The 13,703-nt window shown below is 63.4% G+C and carries 10 protein-coding genes; all 10 read left to right on the top strand.

What is annotated here, in order from left to right; genetic code table 11:
* Window positions 1-125: 125 nt before the first annotated feature.
* The 10 genes from ANTHELSMS3_RS02910 to ANTHELSMS3_RS02865 all read left to right on the top strand — a co-directional run bounded on the left by ANTHELSMS3_RS02910 (window position 126) and on the right by ANTHELSMS3_RS02865 (window position 13,698).
* Window positions 126-710: an ANTAR domain-containing response regulator gene (locus tag ANTHELSMS3_RS02910; RefSeq protein ID WP_094033567.1), complete on the top strand. Its 585-nt coding sequence runs from the start codon at window positions 126-128 to the stop codon at window positions 708-710.
* Window positions 707-1,879 (top strand): ABC transporter substrate-binding protein, encoded by a 1,173-nt coding sequence (locus tag ANTHELSMS3_RS02905; protein ID WP_094033566.1) that lies wholly within the window; start codon window positions 707-709, stop codon window positions 1,877-1,879. The genes ANTHELSMS3_RS02910 and ANTHELSMS3_RS02905 overlap by 4 nt, the downstream gene beginning before the upstream one ends.
* 277 nt (window positions 1,880-2,156) lie before the next feature.
* The gene (locus tag ANTHELSMS3_RS02900) at window positions 2,157-3,521 is read left to right on the top strand and encodes a CmpA/NrtA family ABC transporter substrate-binding protein (protein WP_094033565.1); all 1,365 of its coding nucleotides are present in this window, start codon (window positions 2,157-2,159) and stop codon (window positions 3,519-3,521) included.
* A gap of 113 nt (window positions 3,522-3,634) precedes the next feature.
* Window positions 3,635-4,717 carry an ABC transporter permease gene (locus ANTHELSMS3_RS02895; RefSeq protein ID WP_094033564.1) on the top strand — a complete coding sequence of 361 codons (1,083 nt, stop codon included), beginning with the start codon at window positions 3,635-3,637 and terminating at the stop codon, window positions 4,715-4,717.
* Window positions 4,718-4,722: 5 nt separating this feature from the next.
* Window positions 4,723-6,414, top strand: coding sequence for an ABC transporter ATP-binding protein (locus ANTHELSMS3_RS02890; RefSeq protein ID WP_094033563.1), 1,692 nt, complete (start codon window positions 4,723-4,725; stop codon window positions 6,412-6,414).
* Window positions 6,411-7,352, top strand: coding sequence for a GAF domain-containing protein (locus ANTHELSMS3_RS02885; RefSeq protein ID WP_254694830.1), 942 nt, complete (start codon window positions 6,411-6,413; stop codon window positions 7,350-7,352). The genes ANTHELSMS3_RS02890 and ANTHELSMS3_RS02885 overlap by 4 nt, the downstream gene beginning before the upstream one ends.
* Before the next feature lie 13 nt (window positions 7,353-7,365).
* On the top strand, window positions 7,366-9,798 hold the full coding sequence (gene nirB, locus ANTHELSMS3_RS02880) for a nitrite reductase large subunit NirB (RefSeq protein ID WP_094033562.1): 2,433 nt from the start codon (window positions 7,366-7,368) through the stop codon (window positions 9,796-9,798).
* Window positions 9,795-10,127, top strand: coding sequence for a nitrite reductase small subunit NirD (nirD, locus tag ANTHELSMS3_RS02875; protein WP_094033561.1), 333 nt, complete (start codon window positions 9,795-9,797; stop codon window positions 10,125-10,127). Before nirB ends, nirD begins: the two co-directional genes overlap by 4 nt.
* Window positions 10,127-12,757, top strand: a complete 2,631-nt coding sequence (locus ANTHELSMS3_RS02870) for a nitrate reductase (protein WP_094033560.1) — start codon at window positions 10,127-10,129, stop codon at window positions 12,755-12,757. The genes nirD and ANTHELSMS3_RS02870 overlap by 1 nt, the downstream gene beginning before the upstream one ends.
* The gene (locus ANTHELSMS3_RS02865; protein ID WP_094033559.1) at window positions 12,754-13,698 is read left to right on the top strand and encodes a glycosyl transferase family protein; all 945 of its coding nucleotides are present in this window, start codon (window positions 12,754-12,756) and stop codon (window positions 13,696-13,698) included. The genes ANTHELSMS3_RS02870 and ANTHELSMS3_RS02865 overlap by 4 nt, the downstream gene beginning before the upstream one ends.
* The last annotated feature ends 5 nt before the right edge of the window (window positions 13,699-13,703 follow it).

Genomic DNA, 13,703 nt, shown 5'->3' with positions numbered 1-13,703 from the left:
GCCGTCTTGGCGTGGCTGCGGTCATCCTTGCTATATTGCCCAATTATTGGGCAGATGGTCGGTCGGGCGCAGTCCATTGAGGCGGTCTGGCTTGTCCGACCGGCCGCAAGCTGTGACAAACCAGCATGAGTGACCGGATCACCATTGTTGTCGTCGAAGAAGACCGCGAACGCGCTATCGCGATTGTGGATGCCTTGCAGGCGTCTGGTCCCTATGAGGTGCATGTGATCGGCAATGTCTCGAGCCTTGCGCGGCGGATTGCGGCCTTGTCGCCGGATGTGGTGCTGATCGACATCGACAATCCAACGCGTGACATGCTGGAGGAACTCACGCTGGCCTCTGGCCCGATGGAGCGTCCAGTGGCGATGTTCGTCTCCAGTGCTGCGGGCAATCTTGCGCGTGAGGCCGTAGAGGCGGGACTGTCGGCCTATGTGGTCGACGGGATGAAGCCCGAGCGAGTGAAGCCGGTATTGGACGCGGCAATCGCGCGGTTCCAGATGGTGCGCAAGATGCGCCGCGAATTGGCCGAGACGCGCCGCGCCTTGGAGGAACGCAAAGTTATCGACCGCGCCAAGGGCCTGCTGATGAAGGCGCGCGGCATTGAAGAAGAAGAGGCCTATGCCATGTTGCGCAAGGCCGCGATGGATCAGGGCCGTCGGGTGGCCGAGGTGGCAGAGGCGTTGGTGACTGCATCGGGGCTGTTGTCATGAAGACAGTGACGCTGCCGATTGCCTTTGTGCCGCTGGTGGATGCCGCGCCGTTGATTGTGGCGCATGAGATGGGCTTTGCGCGCGAAGAGGGGATTGAGCTGGATCTCATTTCCGCTCCGTCGTGGTCGTCTGTGCGCGATATGCTAGCTTTTGGGCGGGTTGACGCGGCGCATCTGCTGTCGCCGGTCCCGGTGGCAATGGCCATGGGGTTGGGCGGCGTGACGCAGCCGATTTCGGCGGTGTCTGTTCTTTCGGTGAATGGCAATGTGATCGGCGTCAGCCGTGCTTTGGAACAGCGCCTGCGGCAGGCGGGCTTTGCCTTTGATTTCCGCGATGCTGGGGCGGCGGCGCGCGCGCTCGCCGCCGCCGCTGAACGCCCGTTGGTCTTTGGCGTGCCGTTTCCGTTTTCGATGCATGTGGAACTGCTGCACTATTGGCTTGAGGCATCGGATATGGCGCGCGTCGGCTATGAGGTGCGCACCGTGCCGCCGCCGCTGATGGCGCAGGCCTTGGCCGAGGGCGACGTCGATGCCTTTTGCGTCGGAGAGCCTTGGGGGTCAGAAGCGGTGGAAAGTGCGGCGGGTGCGCTGTTATTACCGGGCAAGGCGATCTGGTCGCTGGCACCGGAAAAGGTGCTGGCCGTGCGCACCGACTGGGCAGAGACGGAGCCGCATTTGCTGGGCAAGCTGATGCGTGCGGTCTGGCGGGCGGGTAGATGGCTGGATTCCCCTGATAGCCGGACCTCTGCGGCAGAGATCCTTGCCCACAAGGCGTATCTGGATCTGCCGTCAGAGATGATCGACCGTGCGCTGACCGGCCACTTCACGATCTCTGGCCATGCGGAGCAGAGAGAGGTGCCGGGCTTTGTCGGGTTTCATGACGGGGTCGCCAACTTTCCTTGGCGCAGTCAAGCCAAGTGGATTGCCAGCCGACTTGCCCGCCGTTTCGGTCTGGATGAGGGGCAGGCGCGTGCCACGGCGGCGCAGGTCTTTCGGTCGGATATTTACCGCCAGCAACTAATCAACACGAGTGCGGATTTGCCCGGCGCATCCGAGAAACTAGAGGGCGCGATTCGGGAAACGACGGCGGTTGCCTCTCAGAAAGGACAGATCCTGTTGCCGCCTGATGCGTTCTTTGATGGGCGCATTTTTGATCCCGAGGCAAGTTGATGCCTAAGAATGCGGCGCTGCGGCGTAGGTTGGCCCGGAAAATCTGAATTTTCGCGGCACCGCAGCAAAAGGACTTGATCGAAACGGGGCTTTCGCAAATCCTGAGTTCACCGGAGCACAACGACGTGCACCGCGCGACATACCTCCCACCGAATGGGATTATCCCGAGCAACGCCGCTCACTCTCTGTCCTCATAGACAGGGCGTGTTTGCGGCTTTTTGTTTTGCCCGGTGTTTCGCGACGGACCCGGGCGCCCCCAAGTTAAGGAACCGACCGAATGAAGTCTTTCCTCCTCTCCCTCGCGGCGACCACCGCTCTAGTCAGCCCTGCTTTTGCCCAGATGCTTGAGCTTGAAAAAGATGAGCTGACCTTTGGGTTTATCAAACTGACCGATATGGCACCGCTCGCCGTGGCCTACGAGAATGGCTATTTTCTGGACGAGGGCCTGTTTGTCACGCTTGAGGCGCAGGCCAACTGGAAGGTGCTGCTGGACGGCGTCATCGGCGGGCAGCTGGACGGTGCGCATATGCTGGCCGGTCAACCGCTGGCGGCGACCATCGGGTTCGGCACAGAGGCACATATCATCACCCCCTTTTCGATGGACCTGAACGGCAACGGCATCACCGTGTCGAATGAGGTCTGGGAAATGATGAAGCCGAATATCCCGCAGGAAGACGGCAAGCCGGTGCACCCGATTTCGGCAACTGCGCTGGCCCCGGTGGTCGAACAGTTCAAATCCGAAGGCAAGCCGTTCAACATGGGCATGGTTTTCCCGGTGTCTACCCACAATTATGAACTGCGCTACTGGCTGGCGGCTGGCGGGTTGCACCCGGGATTCTATTCGCCCGACAATATCACCGGCCAGATCAACGCCGATGTGCTGTTGTCCGTGACGCCGCCGCCGCAGATGCCCGCCACGTTGGAGGCGGGTACAATCCACGGCTATTGCGTGGGTGAGCCGTGGAACCAGCAGGCGGTTTTCAAGGGTATCGGCGTGCCGGTGATCACCGACTATGAACTGTGGAAGAACAACCCGGAAAAGGTGTTTGGCATCTCCGCGGAATTCGCCGAGGCCAACCCCAACACCGCCATCGCAGTGACCAAGGCGTTGATCCGCGCGGCCATCTGGCTGGACGAGAACGACAACGCCAACCGCCCCGAGGCGGTCGAGATCCTGAGCCGCGCGGAATACGTTGGTGCGGACTATGACGTGATCGCCAACTCGATGACCGGCACATTCGAATACGAAAAGGGCGACAAGCGCGAGGTGCCCGACTTCAACGTCTTCTTCCGCTACAACGCCACCTATCCCTTCTACTCGGACGCGGTCTGGTACCTGACGCAGATGCGCCGCTGGGGCCAGATCGCAGAGCCTAAGTCGGATGACTGGTTCGATGAGGTCGCCAAGTCGGTCTACCGCCCGGATATTTATCTGGAAGCGGCCCGGATGCTGGTCGACGAAGGTCTGGCGAATGAGGCCGACTTCCCCTGGGACAGCGATGGCTACAAGGCGCCGACCCCGGCGGCCGATATCATCGACGGCATCGAATATGACGGCCGCGCTCCCAACGCGTACCTCGAAAGCCTGCCGATCGGCCTGAAGGGCGCGCAGACCGTTGTCGGCGCCGAGGTCAAAGGCTGATCCCGGCCAATCCCTGAGGCCCCGGATCACAGGTCCGGGGCGCGTTCCATCAAGTACATCGCGCCCCGGGCGTAGACCCGGGGCCTCCCCCCTCAGATCGAGGACCGCAAGACATGACGACCGTAGATCCCGAATTCACCGCAGCTGAGGCCAAAGAGGCCCGCCGCGCCCGACTTTTCACCCGTATCAACACGGCTGACAAATGGTTGCAGGCCTTTGGTCTGAACTGGATCACGCCGATCCTGCGGGTGGCCGCGGGGGACAATCCCGCCGCCCAAATGAAAGAGATCTGGCGCCTGCTGGCGGTGCCGCTGATCGCCATCATGGTCTTTCTGATGCTCTGGGGCACGCTGGCCCCCAAGGTGCAGACGTCGCTGGGCGCGGTGCCCGGACCGGCGCAGGTCTGGGAAGAGGCGCTGAACCTGCATGACGACGCGCTCGCCAAGGCTGCCAAGCAGGCCAAGTTCGAGACCATGGTTGAAAAGCGCAACCAGAAGTTCATCGATGCCGGTGAACCGGACAAGGTCAAATCCATCGCCTACACTGGCGCGCCCAGCTATTATCAGCAGATCTGGACCTCTATCAAAACGGTCTTCTTCGGCTTCTTGCTGGCCACAATCATCGCGGTGCCGCTGGGCATCATGGCGGGTCTGTCGGCCACGGCTAATGCTGCGATTAACCCGCTGGTGCAGATCTTCAAACCGGTTTCGCCGCTGGCGTGGTTGCCGATTGTCACGATGATCGTGTCTGCCATGTACACCAGCAATGACGGGCTGTTCGCCAAGTCGTTCCTGATCTCGGCCATCACGGTGACGCTGTGTTCGCTCTGGCCGACGCTGATCAACACGGCGCTGGGAGTGGCGAGCATCGACAAGGATCTGGTGAACGTCTCGAAGGTGCTCAAGATGAACACCTATACCAAGATCACCAAGCTGGTGCTGCCCTCGGCATTGCCGCTGATCTTTACCGGGCTGCGGCTGTCGCTGGGTGTGGGCTGGATGGTGCTGATTGCCGCTGAAATGCTGGCGCAGAACCCCGGTCTGGGCAAGTTCGTTTGGGATGAGTTCCAGAACGGCTCCAGCCAGTCGCTGGCCAAGATCATGGTCGCCGTCCTGACCATCGGCATCATCGGCTTCCTACTGGATCGCGTGATGTTCGCGTTGCAGTCCTTTTTCACCTTCTCGAACAATCGGTGAGCGACATGGCTGTGATCGAATTCAAGAACGTCTCAAAAAGCTTTGGCACCGGCACCCATGCCAGCCACGTGCTCAAGAACATCGACCTGAGCGTCGAAGAGGGGGAGTTTCTGGTGCTGCTGGGCTTTTCCGGCACCGGAAAGACCACGCTGATCAACCTGATGGCCGGGCTGGAACAGCCCACCAAGGGCAGCGTCACCTTTCGCGGTGAGCCGATCACCGGACCGGGGCGTGAGCGCGGGGTGATCTTTCAGAACTATTCGCTGATGCCCTGGCTGACGGTTGAGGGGAATGTGCGGCTGGCGGTCGACACGGTGTTCCCGAAGATGCGATCGGCGGATAAAGCCGCCAAGGTCGCGCAATATGTGCAGATGGTTGGCCTGTCCCATGCCGCCACGCGCCGTCCGGCGGAACTGTCGGGCGGGATGCGCCAACGGGTGAACGTGGCGCGGGCACTGGCGATGTCGCCCGAGGTGCTGCTGCTGGATGAGCCGTTGTCGGCACTGGACGCGCTCACCCGCGGCAACCTTGCCGAAGAGATTGAGCATATCTGGGAGGCGGACAAGAAGACCTGCGTGCTGATCACCAACGACGTGGATGAGGCGATCCTGCTGGCGGACCGCATCATCGCGTTGAATCCGGATGGGACCTTGGGTGAAGAGTTCAAGGTAGGGATCGAGCGCCCGCGTGACCGCACGGCGATGAACCATGACGACCGGTTCAAGGCGTTGCGCGCCGCTGTCACCACCTACCTGATGGATGTGGGCATCAAGGCGCGCGCCGAAGGCAGCAAGGTGCTGCCCGACGTGACGCCCATCCACGGCGTCCCGAAGGTTATCAAAGACGCGCAAGAGGGGATGATCGAGGAACGCTTTCTCGACTTCAGCCAGTTGCACAAGGTCTATGCGACGCCCAAGGGCCCGCTGACGGTGGTCGAGGATTTCAACCTCAAGATGGACCGGGGAGAGTTCATCTCGCTGATCGGACATTCGGGCTGTGGCAAGTCGACGGTGCTGACCATGGCCGCCGGTCTGAACGCGATCTCCAAGGGCGCGATCAAGCTGGACGGTCGCCACGTTGAAGGGGCCGATCCCGAACGCGCGGTGGTGTTCCAGTCGCCTTCGTTGTTCCCATGGCTGACGGCGCGCGAAAACTGCGCCATCGGCGTCGACAAGGTCTATCCCCGCGCCAGCCGGTCCGAGCGGCAGGACGTGGTGGACTACTATCTGGAACGCGTGGGTCTGGCGGACTCGATGGACAAGCCCGCTGTCGACCTGTCGAACGGCATGAAACAGCGCGTCGGCATCGCGCGGGCCTTTGCCCTGTCGCCCAAGCTGCTGCTGCTGGATGAACCGTTCGGGATGCTGGACAGCCTGACCCGTTGGGAACTGCAAGAGGTTCTGATGGAGGTCTGGTCGCGGACCAAGGTCACCGCCGTCTGCGTGACCCATGACGTCGATGAGGCGATCCTGCTGGCCGACCGCGTGGTCATGATGACCAACGGTCCGCAGGCCACGATTGGCAAGATCGTCAACGTCGATCTGCCGCGCCCGCGCACCCGCAAGGCGCTGCTCGAACACCCCGATTACTACCACTACCGCGAGCAGGTTCTGGGCTTTCTCGAAGAATACGAACACGGCGCAAAACCCAAGACGGCCACCGCCGCGGCCAAAGCAGACAACAAGGAGGCCGCATGATGGACGTGGTTATCGACACCCCCACCCGCACATTCATTCAGGTCACAGAGGTCTGGGTGCCAGAGGGCGGCGTGCTGAAGCTGGTCGAGGGCAGCTATGGCGATCTGACAGCCTTTGCGGAGACTTCTCGCGGGACGGAATTTGCCAAGGGCGAGGGCCTGCCGGGCAAGGCGTGGGCCGAAGAACGCCCCGTGGTGCTCAAGGGCTTTGACGGCTCATACTTCAAGCGGACAGAGGCCGCGGCAGAGGCGGGCCTGACCAGTGCGGTGGCGATGCCGATCTTTGACGAAGATGAGTTGAAGGCGGTTCTTGTGGTGTTGTGCGGCGATGATGACGCCCGCACCGGTGCGATCGAGGTCTGGCACGAAGAGGACGGGTTGCTGTTGCTGGATGACGGTTATTACGGCGCAGCCAAGCATTTCGAATGGGTCAGCCAGCACACCAGTTTCCCCAAGGGGCAGGGCTTGCCCGGGGGTGTCTGGGTGTCGGGTCATCCGATGCTGATGCGCGATCTTGGCTCTGGCTATCGGTTCATTCGCGCGGAGAGCGCGGGTGAGGCGGGTCTGACCACGGGTCTGGGGCTGCCGGTGCCGGTGCCGCATGACAAGACCTATGTCATGACGCTGCTGTCGGCACGCGGCACCCCCATCGCCCGCCGGTTTGAGCTGTGGGACGCACGCAAGGCCCGAGCCGGGGACAATGCCGCGCTGCTGGTGGATGGCATCTGCGCACGAGAGGGCACCTTGGGCGATCCTGACAACGCGGGCAACGAACGCCGCGTGACCGGTTTTCAGGGGGCCATCGGGCGGGTGATCGGCACCGGGTTGCCGGTGGTGCAATACGGTCAGGCCGGGCTGAGCGCGGGCTACAGCACCATGGTTGCCGTGCCGATCCACAAGGGCGGTGAGCTGGCGCATATCGTCGCCTGGTACATTTGAGAGGTCACATGACATGAAACAGAAACTTGTCGTCATCGGGGCCGGAATGGCCTCTGGCCGGGTGCTGGAGCATCTGACCGACGCAGAGCCGGACAAATGGGACATCACCCTGTTCAATGCCGAACCGCGTGGAAACTATAACCGCATCATGCTGTCCCCCGTCCTGTCGGGCGAAAAGACCTATGAGGAAATCATCACCCATGACGCCGATTGGTACGCCGCGCGCGGTGTGACCTGTCGGTTTGGCGAGGCGGTGACTGCCATCAATCGCGACACAAAAACGGTACATGGCGCCGGGGGCGAGGTGCCCTATGACAAGCTGGTGATTGCCACCGGGTCCGCGCCGTTCATCATTCCGGTGTCGGGCAAGGATCTGCCGGGGGTGATCACTTACCGCGATCTGGACGATACCAACGCGATGGTCGAGGCGGCAGGCAAGGGCGGCAGCGCCGTTGTCATCGGTGGTGGCCTGTTGGGGCTAGAGGCGGCCGCCGGACTGTCCCTGCGCGGGATGGATGTCACTGTCTTGCATCTGAACGGCCACCTGATGGAGCGCCAACTGGACGAATCCGCAGGCTATCTGTTGCGCCGCGATCTGGAAAAGCGCAGCATCACCATCAAGACCCAGGCCTCGACCAAGGCGATTTTGGGAGAGGACCGCGCCGAGGCGGTGCTGCTGGAAAGCGGCGAGACTTTGCCCGCCGATCTGGTGGTCATGGCCGTGGGCATCCGTCCGGAGATCCGGCTGGCAACGGATGCGGGCCTAAGCGTGGCGCGCGGCATCGAGATCGATGCGCAGATGATGACGTCGGATCCGGATATTTTCGCGGTTGGCGAATGCGTCGACTTCAACGGGCATCTCTTTGGTTTGGTCGCGCCGCTGTACGATCAGGCCAAGGTGCTGGCGCAGACGCTGATGGGTGATCCGGCGGCCTTTGTCGTCAAGGACATCGCAACCAAGCTGAAAGTCACCGGTTGTGACCTGTTCAGCGCCGGTGACTTTGCCGAGGGCGAGGGGCGCGAAGACATCGTGTTCCGCGACCCGGCGCGCGGCATCTACAAGCGGCTGGTGCTGGAGGACGACCGCCTGATCGGTGCGGTGATGTACGGCGATACCGCCGATGGCAATTGGTTCTTCGGGCTGATCAAGGACGGCACCGACATCGAAGAGATGCGCGAGACGCTGATCTTTGGACCCGCCTATCAGGGAGGTGGCCAAACGGACCCTCTCTCAGCCGTTGCAGCCTTGCCGCCTGAGGCGGAAATCTGCGGTTGCAACGGCATTTGCAAAGGACAGATCGTCGAGGCGATCGCCGGGGGCGCCACCGATCTTGGCGCGATCAAGGCCACGACAAAGGCGAGCGCCTCTTGCGGGACATGCACCGGGCTGGTCGAGCAGGTGTTGCAGGTCACGCTGGGCGACAGTTTCCAGATGCCGACAGCGCAGCCGATCTGCACCTGTTGCGACCTGACGCATGAGGACGTGCGCCTGTTGATCAAATCGCAGGAACTGAAATCGCAGGAGGCGGTTTGGCAGGAACTGGGCTGGAAGACGCGCAACGGCTGCCATGTCTGCCGCCCGGCGGTGAATTTCTACCTGCTGGCGGATTGGCCGGTGGAATACCTTGATGATCCGCAGTCGCGGTTCGTCAATGAGCGCAAGCACGCCAACATCCAGAAGGACGGCACCTTCAGCGTGGTGCCGCGCATGTGGGGCGGGATCACCACCGCGGATGAGTTACGCGCCATTGCCGATGCGGCGGACAAATACAACGTCCCGACCGTCAAGGTGACGGGTGGCCAGCGGATCGACCTGCTGGGCGTCAAAGGGGCGGATTTGCCGTTCATCTGGGATGATCTGAACAAGGCCGGGATGGTCAGCGGGCACGCCTATTCCAAGGGGTTGCGCACGGTCAAAACCTGTGTCGGCACCGATCACTGCCGCTTTGGCACGCAGGATTCCACCGGTTTGGGGATCAAGCTGGAAAAGCTGCTGTGGGGGTCATGGACGCCGCACAAGGTAAAGCTGGCGGTCTCTGGCTGTCCGCGCAACTGCGCCGAGGCGACGTGCAAAGACGTGGGAATCATCTGCGTCGACAGCGGTTATCAGGTCAGCGTCGCGGGTGCGGCGGGCATGGACCTGAAGGAAACCGAAGGGCTGGCCGTCGCCGCGACGGAACAAGAGGCCATCGATCTGACCGTAGCCTTTGTCCAGCTCTATCGCGAGAACGCCAAGTATCTGGACCGGGCGTATAAATGGGTCGCCAAGGTCGGTCTGGACTGGGTCAAAGAGCGCGTCGTTGACGACCTTCAGGAACGCAAGCGTCTGATCGCGGCGTTTGAGCTGTCGCAGCAGATCTACCGCAAGGACCCGTGGGCAGAGCACGCACAACAGGCAGAGCGCTATCAGCCGCTCGCCGATCTGACACTGGAGGCGGCGGAATGAGCTGGATCGACATTGGCGCGATTGATGAGGTGCCGCTGCGCGGCGCACGCGTGTTGAAAACCAACGTCGGCTGTATTGCCGTCTTTCGGACGGCTGCGGATGAGGTCTTTGCCGTCTCCGACACCTGCCCGCACAAGGGGGGGCCGCTGTCCGACGGGATCGTGCACGGGCAATCGGTGACATGCCCGCTACACAACTGGGTCTTTGATCTGAACACCGGTCAGGCGCAGGGCGCGGATGAGGGGCGCATCGCCACCTATCCGGTGCGCGTCGACGCCGGGCGCATCCAGATCGACGGCTCTGTGCTGCGCCAGCGGAGCGTCGCGTGATGGACGGGGCCGGGTGTGAGGCCGTCCGCTCGACCTGCCCCTATTGCGGTGTGGGCTGTGGTGTTCTGCTGACGCCGGACGGTGCGGGCGGGCTGGACGTGCGCGGCGATCCCGACCACCCGGCAAACCGCGGGCGGCTGTGTTCCAAAGGCTCGGCGCTGGGCGAAACGGTGGGGTTGGGGCAGCGGCTGCTGGCTCCGCAGATCGGCGGGCAGGAGGTCGATTGGGATACGGCGCTGGACACGGTGGCAGAGCGGTTCTCAGAGACCATCGCCCGGCACGGCCCCGACAGCGTGGCCTTCTACGTCTCTGGCCAGTTGCTGACCGAGGACTACTACGTCGCCAACAAGCTGATGAAAGGGTTCATCGGCTCGGCCAATATCGACACCAACTCGCGGCTTTGCATGGCCTCGACCGTGGCGGGACACAAGCGCGCCTTTGGCACGGACACGGTTCCCGGCACCTATGAGGATCTCGAAGAGGCGGATCTTGTGGTGCTGGTGGGGTCGAACCTCGCATGGTGCCATCCGGTACTGTATCAGCGTGTACTGGCGGAACGGAAAAAGCGCGGCACCAAGATTGTGGTGATCGACCCGCGCCGAACGGCAAGTTGTGACGGGGCCGACATGCATCTGGCGTTGCAACCGGGATCGGATGTGGCGCTGTTCAACCGGCTGCTGGTCGAGATCGACAGGGCTGGCGCACTGGATCACAGCTATCTGACACACACGCAGGGTCTGGAGGCCGCGCTGGAACAGGCAGCGTTGGATGACGATGCTGTCACCGGCCTGGATGCCGCACAGATCGCCGAGTTCTGCCGCCTCTGGATCGGCACCGAAAAGGTTGTCACCATCTTCAGCCAAGGCGTGAACCAGTCCAGCAGTGGCAGCGACAAGGTCAACGCGATTCTGAACTGTCACCTTGCCACCGGCCGCGTTGGAAAGCCGGGCTCTGGCCCGCTATCGGTTACCGGCCAGCCCAACGCCATGGGGGGGCGCGAGGTGGGCGGGCTGTCGAATATGCTGGCCTGTCATCTGGATCTGGAAAACGCCGATCACCGCGCAGCCGTGCGCGATTTCTGGGCGGCCCCCTTTGTGCCGGACCGTCCGGGCCTCAAGGCGGTGGACATGTTTCGCGCCGTGGGCAATGGGCGGATCAAGGCGCTGTGGATCATCCACACCAACCCCGCCGTGTCGATGCCCGATGCCGATGCGGTGCGCGACGCCATCGCGGCCTGCCCCTTTACGGTCGTCAGCGACATCACCGCCGCCACGGACACCGCACGATTGGCGGATGTGTTGCTGCCCACCAGTGCGTGGGCGGAGAAGGACGGCACCGTCACCAATTCCGACCGCACCATCAGCCGCCAGCGCGCGATCCTGCCTGCACCCGGTGCGACGCGACCTGACTGGGAGATCTTGGCAGAGGTCGGTTGCCGCATGGGGTGGCGAGAGGCGTTCGACTATCAGTCGCCGGTTGAGATTTTTCGCGAATACGCCGCGCTGTCGGGTATTGCCGGACGGTTCGGGCGGGATTTCGACATTTCCGGCCTGCAAGACCTTGGCGCAGAGGGCTATGCCGCGCTGGCCCCCACCCGATGGCCGGTGTCGGCGTCCCGTCAGGGCGGGCGCTTTTTCGCGGAGGGTGGCTTTTATCATGCCGATGGCAAGGCGCGTATTCTGCCCGTTTCATGGCGCGCCCCGGCAGCCCGGACCGCGCCGCGCTATCCATTTGTGCTGAACACCGGACGCACCCGTGACCAGTGGCACACGATGACCCGCACAGCCCTGTCGCCACGTCTGTCCGCCCATCTGGCAGAGCCGTTTGTCGAGATTCATCCGCAGGATGCGCGCGCCCTTGGGATCGGTCCCGCCGATCTGGTGACGTTAGACAGCCCGCAGGGCAAGGCCATCTTGCGGGCGCGGATCACCGATGCCGTTCAGCCCGGACAGGTTTTTGCACCGATGCACTGGACCGGAGAAACCGCGCCCTCGGCCCGGATTGATGCGCTGGTGGCGGCGGTGACCGATCCTGTGTCCGGTCAGCCCGAAAGCAAGGCCAGCGTCGTGCGTGTGACCCGCCTGCAAGCGGCGTGGTACGGGTTCGCTGTGTCGGCCCGTCCGATGGCACCGCACGTCGATTATTGGGCACTCAGCACGACCAGTGCAGGGTGCCGCGCGGAACTGGCGGGGTTGGACACGCCAGTCAATTGGGAGGTCGCAGCGCGTCGCCTATTCGATCTGCCAGAGGCAGACCTGACCTCTGTGCATGGGCCGGGGCAGGGTGTTGCACGGTTGGCGTTCCGCGAAAACGGTCGGCTGGTTGCGGCGTTGTTCGTGTCGCCGACACCTGTTGCGGTGATGCGCGACTACCTTGCCACCTTGCCGGATGCCCCTGACCAGAGCCTGTTGTCGGGGCGGTCGCCTGCGGATGTGCCGGACCCGGGACCGATCCTGTGTTCCTGCTTCGGGGTGGGGGTGAACACCATCCTTGCCGGGATCGAGGATCAAGGCCTGATGTCGGTCGCAGCCATCGGTGCCGCGCTGCAAGCGGGCACAAACTGCGGTTCTTGCCGCCCGGAACTAGCGGACCTGTTGACCATGGTTCAGGCCAAGGAAGCGGCGGAATGAGCCTGTCGGACCATGTCCGCACGCTTGGGCGCGGGCCAGGCCGGTCGCGGTCGCTGACCGAGGATGAGGCCGCCGACGCCATGGCGCAGATGCTGGCAGGGGCCGCGCCAGAGGCGGTTGGCGCGCTGCTGATGTTGTTGCGGATGAAGGGCGAGACGGCGGAGGAAATCGCCGGGTTCGCCCGTGCCGCACAGGCCCCCTTGGCGGACTGGCTGCAGGCCGATCTGGACTGGCCTTGCTATGCGGCGGGTCGCACGCGCGGCCTGCCGTGGTTCCTGTTGGCGGCAAAGCTGGTCGCGGGCAGCGGCGCGCGCGTGCTGTTGCACGGCTGGAACGGGCCGGACCCGGCCATCCGGCAGGGGCTGACGGCGCTGGGCATCCCGGTGGTAGCAACGCCCGAGGCTGCGACCCGCGCTTTGGACGGACAGGGTATCGCCTATTTGCCGCTGGAGGCCGCGCATCCCGCGCTGTTCCGCCTGCTGGATCTGCGGCGCACTCTGGGCCTGCGGTCCTGCGTGAACACGGTTTGCCGGATGCTGAATCCGGGCCGCGCCAGCGCCAGCGTGCAGGGGGTCTTTCACCCGTCTTACCGCCTGTTGCAGGCGGATGCGGCACAGCTATTGGACTGGCGCAACCTGAGCGTCATCAAAGGCGGCGGCGGTGAGTTTGAACGGCATCCCGGCATGGAGATCGCGGGCTTTGGCCTGCGGGACGGCGTGCCGTGGCAGGGCAGCTATCCGGCCCGCGTGCAGGATCATCGGCGGCTGTCCGATCTGGACCTGCCGACTGAGGCGCTGACCGCGCTATGGCAAGACGACAATGGCCCCGAGTTTGCCCGCCAGATCGTGCTGGGCACGGCCGCGCTGGCCTTTGACACATTGGGCGCCGCGCCCGACCTGACCGCGCTCTGGCGCGCCCGTTCCGTCCTGCAATCGGCCTAGGAGAC

It is taken from the genome of Antarctobacter heliothermus (assembly GCF_002237555.1).
Lineage (GTDB): Bacteria > Pseudomonadota > Alphaproteobacteria > Rhodobacterales > Rhodobacteraceae > Antarctobacter > Antarctobacter heliothermus_B.
The sequence above is the reverse complement of the archived record's forward strand: the minus strand, read 5'-3'. Positions and strand labels throughout refer to the sequence as shown.